The sequence below is a fragment of the Anaerosalibacter bizertensis genome (assembly GCF_009696605.1).
GTDB lineage: Bacteria > Bacillota > Clostridia > Tissierellales > Sporanaerobacteraceae > Anaerosalibacter > Anaerosalibacter bizertensis.
On record NZ_VULR01000008.1, the window covers coordinates 84,741 to 107,773 of the forward strand.

Annotated in this window: 28 protein-coding genes, 1 tRNA gene and 1 other RNA gene; 22 read left to right on the forward strand and 8 right to left on the reverse strand. The window is 29.9% G+C overall.

Annotated features, from left to right (window positions below):
- Positions 1-143: 143 nt before the first annotated feature.
- The 6 genes from FYJ27_RS07170 (at position 144) to FYJ27_RS07195 (ending at position 6,311) form a co-directional block, all read left to right on the forward strand.
- Positions 144-284, forward strand: a complete 141-nt coding sequence (locus tag FYJ27_RS07170; protein WP_195839101.1) for a Spo0E family sporulation regulatory protein-aspartic acid phosphatase — start codon at positions 144-146, stop codon at positions 282-284.
- A gap of 165 nt (positions 285-449) precedes the next feature.
- Entirely contained in the window at positions 450-1,382 is a 933-nt protein-coding gene (locus FYJ27_RS07175) for a DnaJ C-terminal domain-containing protein (protein ID WP_154484173.1), read from the forward strand.
- A 13-nt stretch (positions 1,383-1,395) separates the two neighbouring features.
- Positions 1,396-3,978, forward strand: a complete 2,583-nt coding sequence (clpB, locus tag FYJ27_RS07180) for an ATP-dependent chaperone ClpB (RefSeq protein WP_154484174.1) — start codon at positions 1,396-1,398, stop codon at positions 3,976-3,978.
- 166 nt (positions 3,979-4,144) lie between these two features.
- Positions 4,145-4,900, forward strand: coding sequence for a DeoR/GlpR family DNA-binding transcription regulator (locus FYJ27_RS07185; RefSeq protein WP_154484175.1), 756 nt, complete (start codon positions 4,145-4,147; stop codon positions 4,898-4,900).
- 18 nt (positions 4,901-4,918) lie between these two features.
- A complete protein-coding gene (pfkB, locus tag FYJ27_RS07190; protein WP_154484176.1) occupies positions 4,919-5,848 on the forward strand; it encodes a 1-phosphofructokinase in 930 nt (309 codons plus the stop codon).
- A gap of 16 nt (positions 5,849-5,864) precedes the next feature.
- Positions 5,865-6,311 (forward strand): PTS sugar transporter subunit IIA, encoded by a 447-nt coding sequence (locus FYJ27_RS07195; RefSeq protein WP_154484177.1) that lies wholly within the window; start codon positions 5,865-5,867, stop codon positions 6,309-6,311.
- A 41-nt stretch (positions 6,312-6,352) separates the two neighbouring features.
- Here the strand turns inward: FYJ27_RS07195 and FYJ27_RS07200 are convergent, their stop codons facing one another.
- The 3 genes from FYJ27_RS07200 to FYJ27_RS07210 all read right to left on the reverse strand — a co-directional run bounded on the left by FYJ27_RS07200 (position 6,353) and on the right by FYJ27_RS07210 (position 8,800).
- Positions 6,353-7,933: an ABC1 kinase family protein gene (locus tag FYJ27_RS07200; RefSeq protein WP_154484178.1), complete on the reverse strand. Its 1,581-nt coding sequence runs from the start codon at positions 7,931-7,933 to the stop codon at positions 6,353-6,355.
- A gap of 52 nt (positions 7,934-7,985) precedes the next feature.
- Positions 7,986-8,282 carry a phasin family protein gene (locus FYJ27_RS07205; protein ID WP_154484179.1) on the reverse strand — a complete coding sequence of 99 codons (297 nt, stop codon included), beginning with the start codon at positions 8,280-8,282 and terminating at the stop codon, positions 7,986-7,988.
- A gap of 68 nt (positions 8,283-8,350) precedes the next feature.
- Complete coding sequence (locus tag FYJ27_RS07210; protein ID WP_154484180.1) at positions 8,351-8,800, reverse strand: YaaR family protein; 450 nt, start codon at positions 8,798-8,800, stop codon at positions 8,351-8,353.
- Positions 8,801-8,922: 122 nt separating this feature from the next.
- On the opposite strand from FYJ27_RS07210, the gene FYJ27_RS07215 reads away from it, so the two are divergent.
- From FYJ27_RS07215 to FYJ27_RS07230, 4 genes are read left to right on the forward strand one after another with little or no spacing between them, the layout of a single operon-like run.
- A complete protein-coding gene (locus FYJ27_RS07215) occupies positions 8,923-11,346 on the forward strand; it encodes a DUF6240 domain-containing protein (RefSeq protein ID WP_154484181.1) in 2,424 nt (807 codons plus the stop codon).
- Between the two features lies 1 nt (position 11,347).
- Positions 11,348-11,548 carry a hypothetical protein gene (locus tag FYJ27_RS07220; protein ID WP_154484182.1) on the forward strand — a complete coding sequence of 67 codons (201 nt, stop codon included), beginning with the start codon at positions 11,348-11,350 and terminating at the stop codon, positions 11,546-11,548.
- Positions 11,535-12,392, forward strand: coding sequence for a flagellin N-terminal helical domain-containing protein (locus FYJ27_RS07225; RefSeq protein WP_154484183.1), 858 nt, complete (start codon positions 11,535-11,537; stop codon positions 12,390-12,392). The genes FYJ27_RS07220 and FYJ27_RS07225 overlap by 14 nt, the downstream gene beginning before the upstream one ends.
- Before the next feature lie 14 nt (positions 12,393-12,406).
- Complete coding sequence (locus FYJ27_RS07230) at positions 12,407-12,847, forward strand: flagellar export chaperone FliS (RefSeq protein ID WP_154484184.1); 441 nt, start codon at positions 12,407-12,409, stop codon at positions 12,845-12,847.
- Between the two features lie 50 nt (positions 12,848-12,897).
- Here FYJ27_RS07230 and ffs read toward each other — a convergent pair.
- Both ffs and FYJ27_RS07240 read right to left on the reverse strand, forming a co-directional pair.
- Positions 12,898-13,163, reverse strand: an RNA gene (gene ffs / locus FYJ27_RS07235) — signal recognition particle sRNA large type.
- A 12-nt stretch (positions 13,164-13,175) separates the two neighbouring features.
- A tRNA-Ser gene (locus tag FYJ27_RS07240) sits at positions 13,176-13,266 on the reverse strand.
- Positions 13,267-13,471: 205 nt separating this feature from the next.
- Between FYJ27_RS07240 and dnaX the strand changes: the two genes are divergently transcribed.
- Genes dnaX through FYJ27_RS07260 form a run of 4 tightly spaced genes read left to right on the forward strand, consistent with a single transcriptional unit; the run spans position 13,472 to position 16,537 of the window.
- A complete protein-coding gene (gene dnaX, locus FYJ27_RS07245; protein WP_154484185.1) occupies positions 13,472-15,139 on the forward strand; it encodes a DNA polymerase III subunit gamma/tau in 1,668 nt (555 codons plus the stop codon).
- Between the two features lie 14 nt (positions 15,140-15,153).
- Complete coding sequence (locus FYJ27_RS07250) at positions 15,154-15,489, forward strand: YbaB/EbfC family nucleoid-associated protein (RefSeq protein WP_154484186.1); 336 nt, start codon at positions 15,154-15,156, stop codon at positions 15,487-15,489.
- Between the two features lie 13 nt (positions 15,490-15,502).
- The gene (gene recR / locus FYJ27_RS07255; protein ID WP_154484187.1) at positions 15,503-16,102 is read left to right on the forward strand and encodes a recombination mediator RecR; all 600 of its coding nucleotides are present in this window, start codon (positions 15,503-15,505) and stop codon (positions 16,100-16,102) included.
- 18 nt (positions 16,103-16,120) lie between these two features.
- The gene (locus tag FYJ27_RS07260) at positions 16,121-16,537 is read left to right on the forward strand and encodes a hypothetical protein (protein WP_154484188.1); all 417 of its coding nucleotides are present in this window, start codon (positions 16,121-16,123) and stop codon (positions 16,535-16,537) included.
- An 81-nt stretch (positions 16,538-16,618) separates the two neighbouring features.
- Here FYJ27_RS07260 and FYJ27_RS07265 read toward each other — a convergent pair whose 3' ends face one another.
- Complete coding sequence (locus tag FYJ27_RS07265; RefSeq protein ID WP_154484189.1) at positions 16,619-16,942, reverse strand: hypothetical protein; 324 nt, start codon at positions 16,940-16,942, stop codon at positions 16,619-16,621.
- Between the two features lie 218 nt (positions 16,943-17,160).
- Here FYJ27_RS07265 and FYJ27_RS07270 point away from each other — a divergent pair, with 218 nt between their 5' ends.
- The 6 genes from FYJ27_RS07270 to FYJ27_RS07290 all read left to right on the forward strand — a co-directional run bounded on the left by FYJ27_RS07270 (position 17,161) and on the right by FYJ27_RS07290 (position 19,793).
- The gene (locus tag FYJ27_RS07270) at positions 17,161-17,541 is read left to right on the forward strand and encodes a Uma2 family endonuclease (protein WP_268234914.1); all 381 of its coding nucleotides are present in this window, start codon (positions 17,161-17,163) and stop codon (positions 17,539-17,541) included.
- The gene (locus FYJ27_RS12910) at positions 17,538-17,714 is read left to right on the forward strand and encodes a Uma2 family endonuclease (RefSeq protein ID WP_268234915.1); all 177 of its coding nucleotides are present in this window, start codon (positions 17,538-17,540) and stop codon (positions 17,712-17,714) included. The genes FYJ27_RS07270 and FYJ27_RS12910 overlap by 4 nt, the downstream gene beginning before the upstream one ends.
- Positions 17,715-17,761: 47 nt before the next feature.
- Positions 17,762-18,325 (forward strand): pyridoxamine 5'-phosphate oxidase family protein, encoded by a 564-nt coding sequence (locus tag FYJ27_RS07275; protein WP_154484190.1) that lies wholly within the window; start codon positions 17,762-17,764, stop codon positions 18,323-18,325.
- Between the two features lie 17 nt (positions 18,326-18,342).
- Positions 18,343-18,846, forward strand: a complete 504-nt coding sequence (locus FYJ27_RS07280; RefSeq protein WP_154484191.1) for a GNAT family N-acetyltransferase — start codon at positions 18,343-18,345, stop codon at positions 18,844-18,846.
- A 47-nt stretch (positions 18,847-18,893) separates the two neighbouring features.
- On the forward strand, positions 18,894-19,091 hold the full coding sequence (locus FYJ27_RS07285; protein ID WP_154484192.1) for a maltose acetyltransferase domain-containing protein: 198 nt from the start codon (positions 18,894-18,896) through the stop codon (positions 19,089-19,091).
- Between the two features lie 330 nt (positions 19,092-19,421).
- Positions 19,422-19,793, forward strand: a complete 372-nt coding sequence (locus FYJ27_RS07290) for an iron-sulfur cluster assembly scaffold protein (RefSeq protein WP_154484193.1) — start codon at positions 19,422-19,424, stop codon at positions 19,791-19,793.
- A 42-nt stretch (positions 19,794-19,835) separates the two neighbouring features.
- Here FYJ27_RS07290 and FYJ27_RS07295 read toward each other — a convergent pair whose 3' ends face one another.
- Positions 19,836-21,242, reverse strand: a complete 1,407-nt coding sequence (locus FYJ27_RS07295) for a YfcC family protein (protein ID WP_226808005.1) — start codon at positions 21,240-21,242, stop codon at positions 19,836-19,838.
- Positions 21,243-21,330: 88 nt separating this feature from the next.
- On the opposite strand from FYJ27_RS07295, the gene FYJ27_RS07300 reads away from it, so the two are divergent.
- Positions 21,331-21,564, forward strand: a complete 234-nt coding sequence (locus tag FYJ27_RS07300; protein ID WP_154484195.1) for a pyridoxamine 5'-phosphate oxidase family protein — start codon at positions 21,331-21,333, stop codon at positions 21,562-21,564.
- 49 nt (positions 21,565-21,613) lie between these two features.
- Here the strand turns inward: FYJ27_RS07300 and FYJ27_RS07305 are convergent, their stop codons facing one another.
- Positions 21,614-22,060: a hypothetical protein gene (locus tag FYJ27_RS07305; protein WP_195839102.1), complete on the reverse strand. Its 447-nt coding sequence runs from the start codon at positions 22,058-22,060 to the stop codon at positions 21,614-21,616.
- A 177-nt stretch (positions 22,061-22,237) separates the two neighbouring features.
- Between FYJ27_RS07305 and wrbA the strand changes: the two genes are divergently transcribed.
- The gene (gene wrbA / locus FYJ27_RS07310; protein ID WP_154484196.1) at positions 22,238-22,849 is read left to right on the forward strand and encodes an NAD(P)H:quinone oxidoreductase; all 612 of its coding nucleotides are present in this window, start codon (positions 22,238-22,240) and stop codon (positions 22,847-22,849) included.
- Positions 22,850-23,033: the final 184 nt, after the last annotated feature.

The window sequence follows — 23,033 nt, forward strand, 5'->3', positions numbered from 1 at the left end:
CATGATTAACTGTATTATTTTACTATTTACAACTAAATAAGCTGTTAGCATAAAAAAATACTTGCCAATTTGCACAAAAAACGCTATTCTATTATATAAGTAAAAAATTAATAATAATAAAAAGTTATATGGGAGGAAGTCTGGTGTTGGATAAGGTTGAAAAAATAAGGGAGAAATTAAATAAGCAGGTAAATTTTAAAAATATCAATACTAAAGAAGTTTTAAAAATAAGTAAAGAGTTAGATGAGGTCATATTAGAATATTATAAAGAAGGAATAAAATAAAAAAGCATATTAAAATAAATTTAATAGGAAAAGCTAGTACTAGCTTTTCCTATTTCTTTGTATTTATTATTGATTTTTTTCTTAAAAAACCATATAATAGATATAAAGGTCAGAGAAAGTCAAAATCAGATAAGCGTTTATTTTATTATAAAGGAGGGATGAGATTTGGAATATAAGGATTATTATAAAATACTGGGAGTAGATAGGAATGCAGATCAAGAAGAAATTAAAAAAGCATATAGGAAATTAGCTAAAAAATATCATCCAGATTTAAATCCAGGAGATAAAAGTGCACAAGAAAAATTTAAGGATGTTAACGAAGCCTATGAGGTATTGGGAGATGAACAGAAAAGGAAAAAGTATGATATGTTTGGTAGTAATGGTAATTTTACTAATGGTCAAAATTTTGATCCCTCCCAATTTGGATTTGACAATTTTGGCAACGGAAGAAGTTATACCTACACCTACACCACTAATGGTGAAGGTTTTAGTGACTTTTTTAATATGTTCTTTGGAGGAGAAGATTTTGGAATAAGTGATTTATTTGGTGGAGGTAGAAGAAGACAAAACTTCTACAATGAACCAAAACAAAATATAGAAAGTGAAATTAGTATATCCTTAAGAGAAGCCTATAAGGGAACTAGAAAGAAGGTATCTTTTAGAATAGGGAATGAAACTAAGACTATTTCAGTAAATATACCAAAAGGTATTCTTCCAGGTAAAAAGATAAAAATAGATGGTAAAAAAATAGGAATTAATGGAGATTTATATTTAAAGGTTAATATTTTAGAAGATGCTAAATTTAAACTAGATGGATTAGATTTAACTACTAGAATAAAAATACTACCTTGGGAGGCAGTATTTGGAACTGAAGTATTAGTAGAAACACTATCGGGAAAAATAAAAGTTAAGATACCTAGTGGTATAGAAAGTGGTAAAAAAATAAGGATACCGAGAAATGGATATAGTGATATGAAGGGAAATACAGGAGATTTATATATAGAAATAGTTATAGTAAATCCACCATATTTAACAGAAGAGCAAAAAAGACTTTATAAAAAGTTAAGGGATATTTCAAATTATAATCCAAGAGAATAGGAGTGTGATATATATGGATATGGAAAGATTTACTCAAAAAAGCCAAGAGGCTATAGGTAGAGCTCAAGAGTTAGCTATAAAATATGAAAATCCTCAAGTTGAAGATCTACATCTATTTTTAGCCCTTATTGAAGATAGGAATGGACTTATTCCAAAACTCATAAATAATATGGGAGAAAATGTAGATTTAATAAGGGAAGATGTAAAAAGGGCTGTAGATAGTCTTCCAAAACAATATGGTTCCAATTCTCTTTATAATAGCAGAGCTTTTGCAAAAATACTTTTAAGAGCAGAAGATGAAGCTGAAAAACTTGGAGATCAATTTATTAGTGTAGAACATTTATTTATATCTATGCTTAAAGAAAGAGGAATTTCTTCTGAAAAAATCCTTAAAAAATATAATATCAATCTTGAAAGGACTATGGAAGAATTAAAAAATATAAGAGGAAATCAAAGTGTTAATTCAGACAATCCAGAAGGAACTTATAATCCATTAAAACAATATGGAAGGGATTTAGTTAAAGAAGCTAAAGATGGAAAATTGGATCCTGTTATAGGAAGAGATGATGAGATTAGAAATACAATTAGAATCCTTTCAAGAAGGACTAAAAATAATCCAGTTTTAATAGGAGAGCCAGGAGTAGGAAAAACTGCTATAGTAGAAGGATTGGCTCAAAGAATAGTTAATGGTGATGTGCCAGAAGGACTTAAAGATAAAACTATATTTGAATTAGATATGGGTTCATTAGTAGCAGGAGCAAAATTTAGAGGAGAATTTGAAGAAAGGTTAAAAGCAGTTTTAAAAGAAGTAGAAAAATCAGAGGGAGAAATAATATTATTTATTGATGAAATTCACACCATAGTAGGTGCAGGAGCAGCAGAAGGAGCAATGGATGCTTCAAATATTTTAAAACCTATGCTTGCAAGAGGAGAACTTCACTGTATAGGAGCTACTACCCTTGATGAATATAGACAGTATATAGAAAAGGATGCAGCTCTTGAAAGGAGATTCCAAAAAGTATTAGTAGATGAACCAGATGTAGAAGCTACTATAGCTATTTTGAGAGGACTTAAAGAGAAATATGAAATTCACCATGGTATTCGTATATCAGATAGTGCTGTAATAGCCTGTGCTACTTTGTCAGATAGATATATATCAGATAGATTTTTACCAGATAAGGCAATAGATTTAATGGATGAAGCTTCAGCTATGATAAGGACAGAAATAGATAGTATGCCTGTAGAATTAGATGAAATAAGAAGAAAGATTATGCAACTCGAAATTGAAAGAGAAGCTCTAAAAAAAGAAACAGATGAAAGTTCTTTACAAAGATTGGAAAAACTAGAAAAGGAGTTATCCAATTTAAAGGAAGAATATGAACATAAGAAAGAACAATGGGAAGAAGAAAAAGAAGATATAAAAAAGGTAAAAGATATAAAAGAAGAAATAGATAATACTAAAAGAGAAATAGAAGAAGCCGAAAGAGAATATGATTTAGAAAAACTATCAGTATTAAAATATGGAAAGTTGCCAGAACTTGAAAAGGAGTTAGAAAAAACTAAAGAGTTAAATAAGAATGAAGATAGGATGTTGAAAGAAGAAGTAACTGAAGAAGAAATTGCAGAAGTAGTATCTAAATGGACAGGAATTCCTGTAACCAAATTAGTAGAAAGTGAAAAAGAAAAACTACTTAACTTAGAAAATATACTTCATAAAAGGGTAGTAGGGCAAAATGAAGCAGTAAAAAGTGTTTCGGATGCAGTTATTAGGGCAAGAGCAGGACTAAAATCTTTCAACAGACCTGTAGGAAGCTTTATATTTTTAGGTCCAACAGGGGTAGGAAAGACTGAGCTAGCTAAGTCTCTAACAGAAACACTATTTGATGATGAAAGAAATATGATAAGGATAGATATGAGTGAATATATGGAGAAATTTTCAGTATCAAGACTTATTGGTGCTCCTCCAGGATATGTAGGCTATGATGAAGGAGGACAGCTTACAGAAGCAGTAAGAAGGAAGCCTTATTCTGTAATATTGTTTGATGAAATAGAAAAAGCTCATCCAGATGTATTTAATATACTGCTCCAAGTATTAGATGATGGAAGGCTTACAGACAATCAAGGAAGAATTGTGGACTTTAAGAATACAGTTATAATAATGACTTCTAATCTAGGTTCTTCTTATTTGTTAGAAGGTCTAGAAGAAGATGAAGAAATAAGTGAAGAAGCAAAAGAAAGAGTAAGAGAAGAGATGAGGAGAACTTTCAAACCAGAGTTCTTAAACCGTATAGATGAAATAGTTATGTTTAAACCTTTAGGAAGAAAAGAGATATTTAAGATCATAGATTTACAACTTAAAGATATTCAATATAAATTAAAAAACAGACAAATTAATATAAAACTAACAGATGAAGCAAAAGAATTGGTATTAGATAGAGCTTATTCATTCAAATATGGTGCAAGACCAGTAAAAAGATTTTTACAACGAGAAATAGAGACTGAATTAGGGAAAAAGATTATAGCTGGCGAAGTAAAAGATAAGGACAATATAGTAGTGGAAGTGGAAAATGGAGATCTTAAATTTAATATAGAGTAAATAAAAACTGTTAAGTTTTTACTTAACAGTTTTTATTTTTCATGAAATTCCCTTGACAAATCTTTAAAAGTTAAATACAATTAAATCAATCATAAACAGTCATAAATAGCTATTATAAATCGCTGAAATTGATAAAACAATTATAAACAATCAGAGAGGTGTATATATGTTTGCAGAAGAACGTCGCATGAAAATAATAGAAATGATAAAAAAAGGTGAGAGCGTTAAAGTATCTGAGCTTACGAAAAGGTTTAATGTATCAGAATCAACAATTAGGAGGGATTTAGTAGAGCTTGAGAGATCAGGGAAAATATTGAGAACCCATGGAGGAGCTGTATCTAAAAGTATTAATAAGTTAGAAGCTACTTTTTTAGAAAAACAAGATAAATATGCGGAAGAAAAAGATAGAATAGGCAGAATAGCTGCAAGCCAAATTGAAGATGGAGATACTATAATTATAGATTCAGGAACAACTACTTATTATATATCTAAATATTTAAAAGCAAAGGATATAACTATAATTACTAATTCAATTGTATTGACTTATGAATTAGCCAATAGGGAGGACATAGAGGTAATAAATACTGGTGGTACTATTAGAATCAATACAAAAGCGCAAGTAGGGCCTATAACAGAAAGAACTATAAAACAATTTAGAGTAAATAAAACTTTTCTAGGGGCTAATGGATTATCCATAAAATATGGAGTAACTACTCCAACATTAGATGAAGCAGTGATTAAACAAGCTATGATAGATGCAACAAGTCAAGTGTATCTTTTAGTAGATGAGTCTAAATTTAGTCAAGTGTATTCTTCTGTAATATGCAGTTTAGATGAACTGGATTATATAATTACCAATAATGAAAGACCAGAAGAAGAAGTTGAATACTATGAAAAATGTGGAATTAAAGTTTTAACTTAAGCTTAAGGGAGGAAAAAAATGATTTATACTGTAACATTAAATCCAGCTATAGATAAAACTATAATATTGGAAGAGCTAAAAAAAGGGGAAGTAAATAGAATATTAAATTCTAGAGTAGATGTAGGTGGAAAAGGAATAAATGTCTCTAAAGTATTGTGTTCATTAAATACTAGAAGTATATGTACTGGAATATTAGGAAAAGAAAATTCTGATTTTTTTCTAAAATATCTAACAAACTTGGGCATAGATACTAATTTTCATATTATATCTGGTGAAAATAGGACCAATATAAAAATAGTGGAGAAGACTAATTATATCCTAACAGATATAAATGATAGAGGATTTAAAATGACTATGAAAGATTTGGACAATTTTTTAAGTTATTTTTTATTTTTTGTAAAAGAAGGAGATATAGTAGTTATTTCTGGTAGTTTACCAGAAGGTATAGATTCCGATTCCTATGGGTATATAATAGAAAAACTAAAGGAAAAAAAAGCAAAAGTAGTATTAGATGCAGATGGGGAACCTTTATATTATGGAATGAAATCTATTCCATATGCTATAAAGCCCAATATAGATGAGTTAAAAAAGGTTATGGAAATAGATGAAAATGATATGGATTCTATTTTAAGTGGAGGAAAACGTTTAGTAGATACAGGTATAAAGAAGGTTCTAATATCATTAGGTAGTAAAGGTGCAATATATATAACTGAAGAAGGTAGTTTTTTTTCTGAGAGTTTCAAAGTTCCTGTTAAGAGCACAGTAGGAGCAGGGGATGCTATGGTAGCAGCATTAGCTTATGCTATAAAGAATCAATTAAATGATATTGATACATTAAAATTGGCTACAGCTTGTGCAGCTTCTAAAGTTATGACAGAAGGCACAAAAAAACCAGATAGATTATTAATAAATAAGATTGTAAAAGATGTTGGAATAAGACAACTATAATAGAAAGGAGAGCGACATGGATATTGAAGAGCTTTTAACAAAAGATAGAATATCTTTCAACTTAAAAGGATTAACGAAAGAAGAGGTAATAGATGAATTAATAGAAATTCTTTTTAATGATAATGTAATTGAAGACAAACATAAATTTAAAATAGCAGTTATGAAAAGGGAAGAAGAATTTTCTACTGGTATTGGTAATGGGATAGGTATACCTCATGGAAAAAGTAAATTTGTAACTGAAGCAGCTATAGCTTTTGGAATAAGTAAAAATGGGGTAGATTTTGATTCTATGGATGGAGAGCCAGCACATTTAATATTTTTAATAGCAGTTCCTGAAAAATCTGATGATATACATTTAAAAGTTTTAAGTTATATTTCAAGAAGACTTATGCATAATGAAGTTAGACAAGCCTTAATAGAAGCTGAGAATTATGATGATATAATTAAAGCTTTTGAAAAATAAAAGAAAAGTAGTTGTGATTCAATTTTGAATCACAACTACTTTTATAGTTTTCCTGATTTAATTATTGAAATAAGTAGCCAAAACCCAGCTATAGCAGCACCTAAATATCCTATAAGGCCAAAGGCTGATATTCCATATATTTTAAGTCCTACATTAGCATTTATAACTATAGAAGAGCTAACAACCAATCCTGCGACTATCATTCCAAAGATCAATCTATTGACCATCTTATTTAACTCATTTGAAGCTTCTTCTGATTCTTTAAATTCTATTTGGGTTCTTAAATTTCCAGCTTTAATTTGTTCTATTAATTCAATGATCTTTGAAGATAATATTAAATTAGACTTTATTATTTCATATAGGGAACGAAGGGTTTCTATAGAATTTAAATCTTTTAATTTTTCATTAGTAATATGCTCTTTTACATAAGGAAGAGCTATATCCATAATATTTATTTCTGAATCTAGCTTAGCTATTAGCCCTTGAATAGTCATTAGACCTTTTACTAGCAAAGTAATATCTTTTGGCATATATATATTATTGTCTTTACATACTTTAAATATCTCTTCAATTATTTGAGGAAGATCATAATCCTGTATAGATTCCTCAATGTATTGGTCATAGATTATTTCAATATCTTCATATAATCTGCTTCTATCTACAGGACCTCTTTTTTGGCCAATTTTCATTACAGATTTAGTCATTAAATTTACATCTCTATTGGCTACTGCTTCAAGAAATTCATTGAACTTTTTTCTGAGGTTATCGTCTAGAACCCCCATAAGGCCAAAGTCTATATATCCTATTTTCCTACCACATAAAAATATATTGCCTGGATGAGGATCTGCATGGAAGAAACCATCTTCAAATATTTGCTTAAAGTAATTGTATGTAAGTTTAGTAGCAAGATCTTTTAAATCATAACCTTCTTCTTTCAATTTATCTATATTATCAATCTTTATACCTTCAATATAGTCCATTACTATAATTTTTTCCGTACAATAATCTTCATATATTTTGGGACATAAAATGAACTTTACATCTTTATTTTTCTCTCTAAAACATTTAGTGTTTTTTGCTTCATTTATAAAATCTAATTCCTTTTTAGTTGCAGCAGCCAACTCTTCTATAACCTCTTTAGCATCCATAGCACTTCCTGTAGGGGTGAGATTTATAAAAGGGGCTAATTTTCTCAAAATATCTATATCAGCCATCATCATCTTTTTTGCATTTGGTCTTTGAACCTTTACTACTACTTTCTCCCCAGTTTTTAATTCAGCATAATGAACTTGAGAAAGGGAAGCAGAAGCAATAGGTTCTTCTTCAAATATAGCAAAATTTTCTTCTAAAGGATTATTTAATTCACTTTCTATTGCATTTTTAACCATTTCAAATTTCTCAGGTTTTACATCATCTTGTAGTCTTTGTAACTCTAAAATATATTCTTTAGATAAGATATCAGGCCTTGTAGAAAGTATTTGGCCAATTTTTATAAAAGTAGGACCTAGTTCTTCCAAAGCTTCTCTAAGTTGGCTAGGATTATTTATTCCACCTTTCAATCCATGCTTTACAGAAACAGAAACTATTTCTTTTAATCTTTTTTTAGTATAATTTGTTTTCATAATGTTTATTAAAAATACCTTGATAAATCAAGGTATTTTTAATCCTCCCATATTAATTATTTTTTTCTAGATTATCAATTCTAGTTTTTAAGTCTTCAATATCTTTCTTAGTAGGTAGATCTAATTGTTGGATGATATTTTTTAATGTTTCAGTGTCTATATTTGTTGTGCTTTGATTATTGGTATTATTGTCTATAACTTTTTTTAGTTCTTCATTTAACTGCTTACCTTGATTGACAGTGATTTCGCCTTTTTGAACTAAAGTTTCTACCATACTACTAGCTTTTTCATAAGTATAAGCCATACTACCTATTCCAGCCAATAGTATATTTTTTAAAGTATTATCCATTCTAATCCCTCCTATTTTAAAGAAACTATTAACTTAATAATAGCATAATAAGCTTTTCAATCAATATTCTATGTTAAAATGTCGAGAAGTAAACCTTTAATATCATCTAATCTATTTAAAATTCTAAGTCTATTATTTTCTATATCTAAAAAGTCTTTAGTTAACTCATCTAACTCGGTATCTACTTTTTTAACTATAGAATATATTCTATGCCTTCCTCTTCTATCTAAGGAATTTTCTTTATAAAATATATGGGAATTGTTCACTGAAATATCTAGAAAATCTCTAACTAGTTTTTTATATTCCACTAAATCTTCTATGAAAAGCCTATCTTGAAGTTTTGAAGTTTGACCTTCAATTTTGGAAAATAAAGTTTTCAACTCATCCCTTATTTGCTCTTGTTTTAGATTTTCTAACTTCTCTTTAAAAGTAGTATTTATTGTTTTCTTGTCTTGGTTTTTTACCCTTTCTATTTTAGGTATATTATTTTGCCCATTTATAGGTTCTATTTTAACCAAAGAGATCACTCTCCTTCTATTTCTTATTATATATTATCGGCAAGAAAATATAAATTAAAAGTCTTTTAAAGAAAACTATGTAAATGACGATAAAATTAGTAGAAAATATAAAGGTGGTCTAAATGAATTCTATAAAAAATATAAATAATGAAAATTTAATAAATGCCTATGATATTAAACCAACCCTTTCCTATGACATAGAAGGGATTCTTCTTGAAAAAGAAGGAAAAAATATAAAAGTAGAATCCCAAGTAGGAGGTAAGGTTGTAGAATATACATTAAAATTAAAAGAAGAGATAGAAGAAGAAAAAGGTGAAGAAGTTTTAATAGAGAAGGAAAATATATTATCCTCCAAATATTCTATAAAAGAAGAAGAGGGTAAAGAAGGGTCAAGAAAAATAGAAGATTTACTTAAAAGTACAGGAGTTAAAATAACAGAAGAAAATCTTAAAATAGCAGAAATATTATCAAAACAAGGTATACCAATAACCAAAGAAAATATAGAAAAATTTTCTGTATGTGAAAAATACTTAGATGAGATAATAGAAAAACTGGACTATGACTCCGCTATAAAACTTCTAAAAAAAGATATAGATTTAGAAGGAGAATCTCTTCAAAAAATTGCAGAATATATAAATGAAATAGAAGTAGAAGAAGATTTTTCATTGGCTAAGATATTGGGTTTAAAAAAAGATTTAACCTATAAAGAGGCAGAAGAAATTTGTATACAAATCTATGGTAGGAGAATGGGAAAAGATATCTATGATAGCATCATAGCTTTGCATAAAGAAGGAATAGAAATAAACAAGGAAAATATTGAAAAGGTAAGGGAAGTTGTGTATAAACTTCAGGATTTAAAAGATATAGAAAATGGAGATTTAGTCAAAATAATTAAAAAGGATCTAACTCCTAATATAGAAAATATATATAAGACAAAACACTCCTATAGTATTACAGAAACAGATAGAAATCTAGCTGTAAATAAATATAATGATTTTATAATCCAATCTAAAGCTACAGAACAAGATATATTAAAACATATTGCAAAACTAGGACTAGAGCCTTCAAAAGAAAACTTAAATATTGTAGAGCAGTTTATTGTGAATGATTTAGATATAACTGTTGACAACATAGCAGAAATAGAAGAAATGAAAGAAGCTTTAAAGGAGCTTGAAAATTTGCTAGATGAAGAAAAAGTTTCATTACTTTTAAATAAAGGTGTAGATCCATTAAAAGAAGATATAAGAGAACTTTCTAAAATTATTAAAGAAGATGAAGTGGAGAAAACCCCTGAAAATACAGATATAGATAGTGGGAAAACAAGAGAAATACTTAAGGAAATCAAAGCGTTAGAAAATATAAAGGATGAAGAATTAATATCTTTAATAAAAAAAGGTGAAGACTTTAAAATAGAAAATTTGAAAAATCTATCTACATTTCAAAATATATCAAAAGAAGAAAGCAATAAACTTGTGGATAAGGTACTTAAGGTATCCAATATTATCCACAGTTTAGGAGAGTTGTCATCAGATACTATCTCTCTAACTGTTAAGAAATTTTCAACTATTAGTTTAAATAGCTTATATGAAAGTAAGATGACAGTACAAGAAAACTATGTGGAGATACCATCTATAGAGAAATCAACAGAAAATTTAATTAGAGAAGAATATTTAAAAGCTAAAAAAAGCCTTTCATTAAATATAGTTAAGGAAAGTGTAAAAGAAGGTTTAGAAATAGAATATATGCCTTTAGATGAATTAAATGAATACATAGAAAAGATAAATAAATATAGACAAGGAGAAAATATTCTTCAAAAGGTAAAATCCTTAAAAGGGAAAGAAAGTGATTTAATAACTATGGCTATGAAAAATGATTTGGATATTTCCTTAAAGGAACTGGGAAGGATAGATTCTTTTCAAAAAAATGAAAATGGATTGGGGAAAGCTATAGACGATTTAATAAAAGAAGGGAAATATGTAGAAAGCTCAGAGTTGAGACAAGCCATAGAGAATATAGAAGAAAAGTCTAAACAAGTTTCTAATAGTATAAGAAATGGAGAAGAAAAATCTAAAAGAGAGTATAAAGAACTAATAAAACAAATCGAAGAGTTGACTAGTTCCTTTGATTTTAAAGATGATGGAAAACAAAAAGATAGATTTAGACAGATGAGAGAAGCACTATCTATACGAAAAGCTCTTTCCAAAGATGATCTAGTATTAGAAATTCCTATTTCTATAGAAGATGGCTATGAAAATTTGCAACTTATAATTCCTAATTTAAATAAAGGAATAAATAAAAGCAATATGAGGTTTCTTTTAAATCTAAATGCAAAGAACTTAGGTAATATAAAATTTAGTTTAGAAGTAGAAGGCAAAGATATTTCAGTAAGCTTTATATCAAGCAAAGAAAATATACCTAAACTTTTAAAAAAGGAAAGTATTTTTAAAGAAGGGTTAAAAAATATTGGATACAATTTAAAAGATTTTTCTCAGGAAGACAAAGAAGGGGAAGAATATTCTCTTAAAACTGTGGACAGGAGGATATAGAGTGAAACTTAGATTGGTTCCTAAAAGTCAAATAAAGAAGGCCTATGAAAGAGAATATAGAGAAAATAAATTAGATATAAAGGATAGATTGGAAACAGATAGTATAGACAAAGTTCCAGAAGAACTTTTTCTAATACTATCAGAGACTTTAAATTTTATAGAAAAAGTGTACAAAGGAGAGGAAGAAAATGAGAATAAATAATAATATACCAGCATTAAATACCCATAGAATATTTACTGGAAATACAAATGCTATGCAAAAGTCTTTAGAAAGATTGTCATCAGGAAAAAGGATCAATAGGGCTGCTGACGATGCAGCAGGAATGGCAATATCACAAAAAATGCAAGCTCAAGTAAGAGGGCTTAGACAAGCTAGTAGAAACTCTTTAGATGGTATATCCCTTATACAAACAGCAGAAGGAGCACTAAATGAAATTCATGCTATGCTTCAAAGAATGAGAGAGCTTTCTGTACAAGGTGCAAATGGTACTTATACAGAAGATGATTTAAAAGCTATAGGGGATGAAATAGTACAGTTAACAGAACAGATAGATCAAATAGCCAATAATACAGAATTTAATGGAAAGAAATTATTAAATGGAAAAGAAAAGGTTCAATTACAAGTTGGTGCAAATGAAGGACAAACTATAGAGATAGATATGAATGATATAAATGCTACAATTTCTGGACTAGAAATTAATGATTTTAAAAAGGAAATAGAAGATGCAATAAAAGCAGCAGAAAAGGATGAGAAATTAAGCAATGAAAAAATTGCAAATGGTATAGAAATTTTCAATACTGCCATAGACAGGGTAGCAGGTATGCGTTCAAAACTTGGAGCTTATCAAAATAGACTAGAACATACTATGAAAAATATTGACAACACTGCTGAAAACTTAACATCTTCTATGTCAAGAATAGAAGATGCAGATATGGCCCTTGAAATGAGTGAATTTACAAGACTAAATATACTCCAACAAGCAGGAACAGCTATGTTGGCCCAAGCTAATCAACTTCCACAAGGAGTATTACAATTACTTAGATAATAGGAGATGGATATATGCTTAATAAAGAGGAAATAGAAAAGAGAATATTATCTACTAATGAAGCAGGACTAGTAACTATATTGTACGAGGCAATAATAGATAATTTTGAAGATAGTATAGTTGCTATAGATGAAAAAGATTATAATGAGCTGAATTATATAAATAATAATTCCAGAGATATTCTAGCAGAGCTTCTTTCTACCCTGCAAGGGAATTCAGAAATAGCAAAGAATTTAAAAGAAATATATATCTATATAAATAAGCTTCTAACTATGGGAGAAAGTAATAAGGATAGGACTTATTTTGAAAAAGCTATTAAGATAACTATGCCACTTAAAGAAGGCTTTAGTGAATTAGAGAAAAATATAGATCCTAAAATAGTTACAGGACTTACTTATGGAAAATCTAATCTTGCCGAATATCAATTAAAAGGAAATAAAGATTTTAAAGGATAAAATAAAAACTGTCTCTTAATATTAAGAGACAGTTTTTTCTCATATGTAAGCCGTGCACCTAGCGTAGACTTATTACCCTAGACGTTACCTAAACAGTTAACTCGGACTAGGCACTCCCACGGCACATGAAAGTGTTCACTTACCGCTGCTTCCTCCCGGACCTGACGGAGTTCATGAATTTCCATTGCGCAGGACCCAATCGTCAACATCACTTATTTAGGGCAGACCCTAGAATAAATAAGCCGAAACTAGGAATTCAATCCTGCTATAGCGGATTGCAGGTTACAGGGCACCGCTACCTCCCCATCTAGCACGGCAAAATTTCTTATGGCGGAGAGAGTGGGATTCGAACCCACGAGACGCGTTAACGTCTACCCGCTTTCCAGGCGAGCACCTTCAGCCAACTCGGTCATCTCTCCAAATTTTGACTAAATTTAAAAACTTTAAATTTGTACATTACAGATTCTTATTATACAAGAAAAACTAGAGTATGTCAAATTTATTTTTGTCATTAAATTTAGTCTTTTTATATACAAAAATTTTTAGAATATAATTAAGGTATGTATTTGACAAGAGTTATTTGGTATAATATATTTATTAAGTACAATAAAGGTGGAAAATAATATGTATCAAGCACTTTATAGACGCTTTCGTCCTAAAACCTTTGATGAAGTATTAGGACAGGAACATATAACTACTACTTTAAAAAATCAAATATTAAGAGATAATATAGGCCATGCTTATCTCTTTTCAGGAACTAGGGGAACAGGTAAAACTTCTGCAGCCAAAATCTTTGCAAGAGCTGTAAATTGCACTAATTCAAAGGATGGCAATCCATGCAATAGTTGTGATATATGTAGTGGAATTATTGATGAAAGTATAATGGATGTAATAGAGATGGATGCAGCTAGTTACAACAGTGTAGATGATGTAAGGGAATTGAGAGAAAAAGTACAATACCCTCCATCTAGGGCAAAGTATAAGGTCTATATAATAGATGAGGTTCATATGCTTTCAAAGGGAGCTTTTAATGCCTTATTAAAAACATTGGAAGAACCGCCGAAACATTTAATATTTATACTTGCCACTACTGAAGTTGAAAAACTTCCTCAGACTATTCTTTCCCGATGCCAAAGGTTTGACTTTAAAAGGATTGGCACACAAGATATAATTAAAAATTTAAATAATATATGTAATGAAATAGGTCTTGAAGCAGAAGAAGGTGCACTAAAACTTATTGCAAGGAACTCAGATGGAGCAATGAGGGATGCTTTAAGTTTACTTGACCAATGTATATCTTTTAGAGAAGGTATCCTAACCTATGAAGATGCACTAGACATATTGGGTATAGCTAACAATGATCTAATGTTTAATCTAATAGACAGTATAAAAGATAAAAAACTAGAAGAAGCATTGAATGTAGTTGATGACATTATACAAAATGGTAAAGATATTAACCAATTTATAAAGGATTTAATATACCATTTTAGGAATTTAATGATATCAAAAACTTCTACAGACCCATGGGATATAATAGATTTAGAAATTGAAATAGTAGAAAGATATACTAAACAAGCTAAAGAACTATCTCTTAATTTCATATTAAAAGCAATTCAAGTTTTAAATGAAGGAGAAAATCAAGCTAAATGGTCTAGTCAACCTAGGATAATTCTCGAAATGATAGTTGTAAGACTTATATCATTAACTGGAGAGGATAGCCTTGAAGAAAGAATAGATAAATTAGAAAAGATGATACAAAGTGGAAATATAACTGTATCAGAAAAAAAAGCAGATGAAAAAATAAATACTAAAAACAAAATAGAGAAAAAACAGAATACAAGTAAACAAGTTGAAGAAAAAACTCATGAGGAAGATACTGAAGAAATAGAGGAAGTAGTAGATATAGTAGATGATGGAAAAGATATAAGTTTTAATGAAATAAAAAAAGAATGGCCAAATGTTTTAAAATTGGTAAAAAGTAAAAGAGTTTCTACACAAGCTTTGTTGAAGGAAGGCAAGCCACTGTTTTATGATAATAAGATGTTGACAATAGGGTATGGTGATGGCTTTGGATTTCACAAACAGGCTATAGAAAAAGATCACAATAGAGAATTTGTTGAAAAAATTATTTCCAGCCATTTCAATAAAAATATAAAAGTGAAATTTGTTATGGCAAATAGTATGGAAAATGAAGATGGAAAAGAAGAAAAAAAAAACAATGAAATAAAGGAAATGGCTAAAGAAGTAATAGACTTCTTTGGAGAGGACTTAGTCCGAATAATAGATGATTAAGGAGGCAAAAAATTATGGCTAGAGGTGGATTCCCAGGAATGGGCAATATGGGTGGTATGATGAAACAAGTTCAAAAAATGCAAAAAGAAATGGCAGAGCTTCAAGAAAAATTAGAAGAAAAGGAAATAGAAGCTAGCGCAGGTGGAGGAGCAGTAACTGCAGTAGCTAATGGTAAAAAACAAGTAGTTTCTATTACTATAGATGAAGATGTAGTAGATCCAGATGATATAGAAATGTTACAAGATTTAGTATTAGCAGCTGTAAACGAAGCGTTAAGAAGTGCAGAAGATTATGTTTCAAAAGAAATGCAAAAGATTACTGGAGGAATGAATATTCCAGGTCTTTTCTAGGAGGCAATAAAGTATGGAATATTATGCATTACCTATAGCCAATCTAATAGATGAACTATCTAGACTTCCAGGAGTAGGTAAAAAAACAGCTCAAAGATTAGCTTTTCATATTCTTGAAATGGAGCCTTTAGAAGCAGAAAAATTGGCACATTCAATTGTAAACGCAAAGGAAAAAATTAAATACTGTAGTATATGTTGTAATTTAACAGATGAAGATCCTTGCCATCTTTGCAAGAATACAAAGAGGGACAATTCTACAATATGTGTAGTACAAGGACCAAAAGATGTAGTAGCTATGGAAAAAACTAAAGAATACAATGGAATGTATCATGTTCTTCATGGTGCCATATCACCTATGGATGATATAGGACCAGATGATATAAGAATAAAAGAGCTTTTAAAAAGGCTTCAAGATGGTGAAGTAGAAGAAGTAATCCTAGCAACAAACCCTACAGTAGAAGGAGAAGCAACAGCAATGTATATTTCAAAACTTCTAAAACCAATGGGAATTAAAACAACAAGGATAGCCCATGGTATACCTGTGGGAGGAGACTTAGAGTACTATGATGAAGTCACACTTTCCAAGGCACTGGAAGGTAGAAGAGAGTTGTAAAGCTGGGGGTGAACTTTTATGACAGATAGAGAAATATTAGAATCTATATTGAGGGAAATGACATCAATGAAAGATGAAATGACTTCAATAAAAAGTGAAATGACATCAATGAAGGATGAAATGACTTCAATAAAAAGTGAAATGACATCACTAGATGAAAAGCTGACGGGGAAAATGGCATCAATGAAAGGTGAAATGTCATCAATTAAGGATGAAATAAAATGGATTAAAGAGCAACAAAAAGAGGATCATTCCATATTGAAGGCATTGATGCACAATTCGGAAATAAATAAAGCAGAACATGATAAAATGTCTAATGATATAGCACATATACAAGGATATTTAAAGAATGTGGATGAAAATCTTGAAGCAGTAAAAGATATAATAGGAAGACATGAAGTAGATATTAAAGTATTAAAAAATAGGCCAGTATAATAATATAATTTGCTAGAAACCATAGTTCTAGGGTGAGAATGATTACCTTAGAGCTATGGTTTCTATTATTTTTCATTTTTATTAGATAGATTTATTAGTTATTCCACCCATATCTTTTATTATTTCTTCAGCTTTATCAGAATTTGTTTCATTTGTTTTAACAATGATACTGCATCCTATATTTGTCATTTCATCAGAATCATTAGCATTATTTACTTCAGAGTTTAAAATTATATCTGAAGAAAGATTTGTTCCATTAGTGCCAGAAAAATTAGTTTTAGAATTTCTATTCCTTATATAATGTATACTATTATCTAAATGAACATCTTCAAATCCTTCTGACCTTAGTTTTTCTACGGTCTCATTAGCTGATTTTGAGTTTTCAAAAAAACCTTTGACTTCCAAAAATATCCCTCCATTTTTATATTCACAAATCAATATTAGTATTTACTTTTTATAAGAAATATATTTTTATAAAATAAGGCAAAAAGCTATTTCAATTAAATGAGTTCTACACATGAAATATTAAAAAGACAATGATGAAGTTTATAATTTATGATATTATATAAATAATATAGAAGATATTATTTAGAGATACATTAAATATAACTGGAGGTGGAAATATGACTCCTCAAGAAAAAGAAATTTCATATAAAAAATTTTTAGAAATAGATAAAAAGAGTAATGATAATTTAGAGTTTATAGATGGTAAGATATATCTACTATCTGCTCCTTCTGTAATTCACCAAATAGTTGTTACTAATCTTTCAACAGAATTTGGTAATTACTTCAAAGGTAAAGAATGTAGACATTTTGTTGCTCCTTTTGATGTGGTTTTAAAGCATGAAGATAAAACCCATAGAGTTCAGCCAGATTTGACTGTAATTTGTGATAAAGAAGGTTTAGGAGAACAAAACTATATTGGTGTTCCTACCCTTGTTGTTGAAGTATTATCTCCTTCTACTGCTTCTAATGATTTCATTAAAAAATGGGATTATATATGAAGGTAGGGGTGAAAGAATATTGGATAATATCTCCTCAAAATAAAACAGTTCAAATTTTTAACTTGAATGAGGATGATTTTTATTCAGAACCAATTATTTACTCTAAAGAAGATATAATAAAATCGGTAATATTTAAAGATTTGATAATTAAATTGTCTGATATATTTGAGTAGGTGTGGGAGAAAGAAACAAAAGCATACTAATTGGGCAGGTGAAAACAATGAGGCGAAAAGACAGAGAAATGACTAAGGCGTTTGGTTTAGAAGTCATAGACAAGTCTAAATATGGAGTTATATCTATGATTGATGAAGATAATGAACCTTATGGCATACCTCTTTCTATTGTAAGGGATGAAAACAACCTATATTTTCATTCGGCTATGGGTGGGAAAAAGGTTGAAATATTTGAAAAAAACCCTAAAGTCAGTATAGCCTTTGTAGGAGAAACAAAAATTCCAGAAAACTATACCAAAGAGGAATTAGATGAAATAGTAAAAGATGAGTCGAAAGCAGTGTTACTTATTAGCAAGGTCTTTACAACTGAATATGAGTCTGCTGTTGTCACAGGTAAAGTAAAATTAGTAGAAGATGAGGAAGAAAAAGTTAAAGCTATGAGATTGATATGTGAGAAATATACTAAGACAAAGATGGATTATTTTGACATGGCTATTAAAGCAGGATTGAAAAGGACCAATGTATATAGAATAGATATAGAAGAAATCAATGCCAAGAGAAAAAAATATGATTTAAATGGTGAAGAAATGAAATGGGGTAGAATGGAGTAAGGAAGGGAGCTATAAGTTTGGAACTTCGAAAAGCTTTTAAATCAGATGCCAATAGTATAATGAATATTATAAAGCAGGCACAAGACTATTTTAAAGAACAAGAAATTGACCAGTGGCAAGACAACTATCCTAATTATGAAACAGTTTGTAATGATATTGCTAATAATTATGGATATGTATTGTTAAAAGATAATATTATAGTTGGCACTGCAGCAGTTTCCTTTGATGGAGAAAAAACTTATGAACATATTTATGATGGTGAATGGATTAGTGATGGTGAATATGTTGTTATTCATAGAATAGCTATTGATTCAAAATATAAAGGAAAAGGATTAGCAAGTTTGATTTTAGAGAATGTAGAGAAAATTTGTTTGGGAAAAAATGTACATAGCATAAAAATAGATACCCATAGGGAAAATTTGGCCATGCAGAAACTGCTTAAGAAAAATGGATTTAAATATTGTGGAATAATTTATTTAGAAGATGGAAGTGGAAGAATAGCTTTTGAAAAAATTTTTTAGATATAATAGTATTAGGATTTTTATAAGATTATAAAGGAGAAAGTACTATGAGAAGTGAAAAGGAGAAAATGTTAGCAGGTGATTTTTATAATGCTAATGATAAAGAATTAGTGAGAGAAAGAGAATATGCAAGAGAATTAACTTTTGAGTTCAACAATACAAGACCTGGTGAAAAGAGAAAAAAAGAAGAGATATTAAGAAGATTGATTATTGCAAAATGTAGTTGCCGTAGGAAATCCTTGTAAGGTAATTAGGGAGATTTAGATAGTACAAGAGAGCTTTTTGATGTAAAGGGGAGTTTATAAATGAATGATAGGTATATGGCAGAAGATATTATTCCTAATTCTGCAGAACCATTCACCCAGTAAGAAAAAAGATGTTTTTTCTCAAGAATATAGAGAGCACATAATATAGGCATATGAACGGGAAGTAAATAGACTTCACATTGTATTTTTTCTGAAAAATAAGCAAACTTATAAGTGAAAGTTTTAGCAAGAAATAAAGATTAAAAATATGTAACAACTAAAACATTCCAGTGACATATATTATAAACTTTAAATTAGGATGTGATGGAAATGTATTCGAATAAGGTTATTGAGCATTTTATGACTCCAAGAAATGTGGGAACTATGGCTGAGGCAGATGGTAAAGGAACTTTTGGTGACCCTGGATGTGGTGATTCACTAACTATCTACATAAAGGTTAAAGACGAGGTAATTGAAGATATATCTTTCTTAGTATTTGGATGTACTGCTTCAGTTGCTACAAGTAGTATGACTACAGTTCTTGCAAAAGGAAAGACAATAGAAGAAGCTTTAGAAATACAAGAAGAGGATATAGTTGAAGCATTAGACGGTCTTCCTGAGAATAAGCTACATTGTTCTAATCTTGGAGTTCAAGCACTTAGAAGTGCAATAAAAGACTATTTAAACAAGAAGGAAAAATAAGATAATAAAAAATCTGAGCCAGAATTAGCTCAGATTTTTTATTTACATTCCTACAGCAGTTGCAATAAATATTATTATCATTTGCATAACATACATTATTCCAAATAGAGGAATGAAGAATTTCCACCATTTATCAATAGGTATACCTGCTATTCCACAGGCTGTTACAATACCGCATGTTGGCCATAGTAGATTTGATAGTCCATCTCCCATTTGATAAGCTAAAACAGTTATTTCCCTGCTTACACCTACTAAATCACCTATAGGTGCCATCATAGGTATTACGGTTGCAGCTTGGCCTGACCCTGAAGGTATAAAGAAATTAATTATAGTTTGTATAAATAGCATACCTTGAGCTGCTATTGCAGGATGAAAACGGCCTAGACTGGAGCCCATGAAATTAACTATAGTGTCTATTACTTGAGCTTCCTTAAGCACTACTAAAATAGCCCCTGCAAAACCTACTATTAATGCTCCATATACAATATTCCTACAGCCTTCTATAAATTCTTCAGCTATTTTATTAGGGCTCCATCCATTGATTAGGGCAGCTATAATTCCCATTAACAAGAATATACCAGATAATTCAATAGAACCCCATTCAAGTTTGATAAATCCATACATTATAAGTAATAATGCTAATAGCATTTCAATAAATATTAAAATATGTTTATTGGTTACTTCGTATTCTATTAATTCTTCTCTGTCAAAAGAAAACATTGTTTCTTCATCTTTCATCAAACTATTTGCTGGATCTTTTTCTAGCTTTCTAGCATATCTAAAAATCCAATATATACCTATAATGTTGAAAACAATGAATATACCTATTCTAAATGGAGTATTAGAATATATAGGAACTCCAGCTATACTTTGGGCCACTACTATTGTAAATGGATTCATAATTGCTGCTGCAAATCCTAAGCTCCTGCCTAACTCTATAATTGCGAAACCTAACATTGCATCATAACCTAAGGCAGTTCCAAGTCCAACAAAGATTGGAATTAGACCATTGTATTCATTATTCATACCAAATAGAGAAGCGCCTAAGCCAAATAATACAAAGAATACAGGAATAATAATTTTTGATTTATTTCCAAGCTTTCTAAGAAGTGATCCAAGCATTGCATGAAAAGCACCAGTTTTTACAATCAATGCAAAAGCGCCATTCACTATGAATATTAGCATCATAACTTCTGCATTATTTATCATTCCTTTATGAAAGGAACTCATAAATTCTATTAGTCCAGCCCTTGTAGTCTCTTCTTTTGGTATAATCTTATAAGAACCAGGTACAGCGACATTTCTTACAACTCCGTTAACATTGATTTCCTCATATTCAAATTCTCCTGAAGGTATAAACCATGTAGAAATGGCAGCAATAAGAACTAAGAAAAAAACTATTACATATACATGAGGGACTTTAACTTTTTTCTTTTCCTTGACTTCCAAATCCATTCTCCTTTCCAATATAATATTTCAAAAATTCTTATATTAAGATAATATCTTAAAGCAATAAATTTTTCAATAAATAGCAATTATGGAAAAGATATATTTCCACACAGGTTTTAAAGGAAGAAAACTAGATAATATAGGATATAATCCTAAGGTTTGTTTAGAAGTTAGTAGTCCAGGAAAAATATATTCTACATCTGAGGCTAAAGATTTCACCATGAGGTTTTGGAGTGTATTAGTTTTTGGGGAAGCTAGTATAGTTCACGATGATGAATTCAAGCTTATGATAATGAATAAGCTCATGGAAAAGCAAGTATAGATCCAGTATAAAAAGGTAGGTGCTGTTAACAGCACCTACCTTTTTTACCTTAATATTTCCTGGTATTTTTTGTTATTTCTCCAAAGTCTATATCAGCCTTAGATATTTCTTTATTTCTGCTTACATTAGGGTCATCAGTCATTCCACCCATATTCTTAATTATTTCTTCAGCTTTGGTAGAATTTGTTCCATCTGTTTCTACAACTACACTAAAATTTATATCTGTTATTTCTTCAAAGTTGCCCATGCCACTTACCATTGGATTAGCTGCGGCTAGTGGAGCTTCATCCCTTTCAATATTATTAGAACCTGAATTTATTACTAAATCTGAAAGACTTCCAGCACCATCAGCTCCAGGAAGGTTGGTTTGAACATTCCTATTCCCTATATAATGATCATTAGCATCTAAATAGGCATTCTTAAAGCCTTCTTTTTTAAGCTCTTCTATTGCTTTATTTGCTGATTTTAAGTTGCTAAAAAAACCTTTTATTTTCAAAAAATATCCCTCCAATTTGATATTTAAGGCTTGATATTAGTATTTACTTTTTATAAGAATATATTTTTTAACGAAATAAAAATAATTGTTCCTAATGTCCAAAGTTTATATCCTACTTTTTAGGGTAACATTTATATAAGAGAGAAGTAAAGTTATTTTGGGAAGGGGAATTTAGATATGGAAAAAGTTAAATTAGCGATTATATATTATAGTTCCACAGGGACTAATTATCAGCTGGCTAAATGGGCTGAAGAAGGAGCGAAAGAAGCAGGGGCAGAAGTAAGGGTGTTAAAGGTTCCAGAATTGGCACCTGAAGAAGCGATTAATTCAAAACCAGAATGGAAAGCTCATGTAGAGGCGACCAAAGATGTAGCTGTTGTTTCTGAAGCCGATATAGAATGGGCTGACGCATTTATACTTAGTTCACCAGCTCGTTTTGGAAATGTAGCTTCTCAAATGAAGCAATTTTTAGATACAATGGGGGGAATGTGGGCAGCAGGAAAATTAAATGACAAAGTAGTAAGTGCTATGTCTAGTGCAGGAAATGCTCATGGTGGGCAAGAAGCTACTGTTCAAGCGTTATATACATCAGCAATGCACTGGGGAGCAATAATTGTACCTCCTGGATATACAGACAAATCTATTTTTAAGGCTGGAGGAAACCCTTATGGAACCAGCGTAACAATAGATCAAGATGGAAAAATGATTGAAGATGTAGAAGAAGCAGCAAAACATCAAGGTAAACGAACAGCTATGGTAGCACAATGGCTTAAAAACGGAAAAAATTAAATAGTTTAGAAACAAAGAGGTGAGTAAAGGTAAAGTCTTTACTCACCTCTTTTAATCTTTCACTTGACAAACTTATAGGTATAGGTTTGTAAAATTGAAAAGAATTTTCATAAAGAATTAAATTAAGGGGTGAAAGTATGTCTAAGTTTAGATTTTATTAAGATGGTAATTTTTTTGATACATA

What these genes read in the sequence shown, in the direction of transcription:
- clpB (WP_154484174.1), top strand. Translation starts at nt 1,396, where the DNA reads ATGGATATGGAAAGATTTACTCAAAAAAGCCAAGAGGCTATAGGTAGA.
- FYJ27_RS07185 (WP_154484175.1), top strand. Translation starts at nt 4,145, where the DNA reads ATGTTTGCAGAAGAACGTCGCATGAAAATAATAGAAATGATAAAAAAA.
- pfkB (WP_154484176.1), top strand. Translation starts at nt 4,919, where the DNA reads ATGATTTATACTGTAACATTAAATCCAGCTATAGATAAAACTATAATA.
- FYJ27_RS07195 (WP_154484177.1), top strand. Translation starts at nt 5,865, where the DNA reads ATGGATATTGAAGAGCTTTTAACAAAAGATAGAATATCTTTCAACTTA.
- FYJ27_RS07200 (WP_154484178.1), bottom strand. Translation starts at nt 7,933, where the DNA reads ATGAAAACAAATTATACTAAAAAAAGATTAAAAGAAATAGTTTCTGTT.
- FYJ27_RS07205 (WP_154484179.1), bottom strand. Translation starts at nt 8,282, where the DNA reads ATGGATAATACTTTAAAAAATATACTATTGGCTGGAATAGGTAGTATG.
- FYJ27_RS07215 (WP_154484181.1), top strand. Translation starts at nt 8,923, where the DNA reads ATGAATTCTATAAAAAATATAAATAATGAAAATTTAATAAATGCCTAT.
- FYJ27_RS07225 (WP_154484183.1), top strand. Translation starts at nt 11,535, where the DNA reads ATGAGAATAAATAATAATATACCAGCATTAAATACCCATAGAATATTT.
- FYJ27_RS07230 (WP_154484184.1), top strand. Translation starts at nt 12,407, where the DNA reads ATGCTTAATAAAGAGGAAATAGAAAAGAGAATATTATCTACTAATGAA.
- dnaX (WP_154484185.1), top strand. Translation starts at nt 13,472, where the DNA reads ATGTATCAAGCACTTTATAGACGCTTTCGTCCTAAAACCTTTGATGAA.
- FYJ27_RS07250 (WP_154484186.1), top strand. Translation starts at nt 15,154, where the DNA reads ATGGCTAGAGGTGGATTCCCAGGAATGGGCAATATGGGTGGTATGATG.
- recR (WP_154484187.1), top strand. Translation starts at nt 15,503, where the DNA reads ATGGAATATTATGCATTACCTATAGCCAATCTAATAGATGAACTATCT.
- FYJ27_RS07260 (WP_154484188.1), top strand. Translation starts at nt 16,121, where the DNA reads ATGACAGATAGAGAAATATTAGAATCTATATTGAGGGAAATGACATCA.
- FYJ27_RS07270 (WP_268234914.1), top strand. Translation starts at nt 17,161, where the DNA reads ATGACTCCTCAAGAAAAAGAAATTTCATATAAAAAATTTTTAGAAATA.
- FYJ27_RS12910 (WP_268234915.1), top strand. Translation starts at nt 17,538, where the DNA reads ATGAAGGTAGGGGTGAAAGAATATTGGATAATATCTCCTCAAAATAAA.
- FYJ27_RS07275 (WP_154484190.1), top strand. Translation starts at nt 17,762, where the DNA reads ATGAGGCGAAAAGACAGAGAAATGACTAAGGCGTTTGGTTTAGAAGTC.
- FYJ27_RS07285 (WP_154484192.1), top strand. Translation starts at nt 18,894, where the DNA reads ATGAGAAGTGAAAAGGAGAAAATGTTAGCAGGTGATTTTTATAATGCT.
- FYJ27_RS07290 (WP_154484193.1), top strand. Translation starts at nt 19,422, where the DNA reads ATGTATTCGAATAAGGTTATTGAGCATTTTATGACTCCAAGAAATGTG.
- FYJ27_RS07300 (WP_154484195.1), top strand. Translation starts at nt 21,331, where the DNA reads ATGGAAAAGATATATTTCCACACAGGTTTTAAAGGAAGAAAACTAGAT.
- wrbA (WP_154484196.1), top strand. Translation starts at nt 22,238, where the DNA reads ATGGAAAAAGTTAAATTAGCGATTATATATTATAGTTCCACAGGGACT.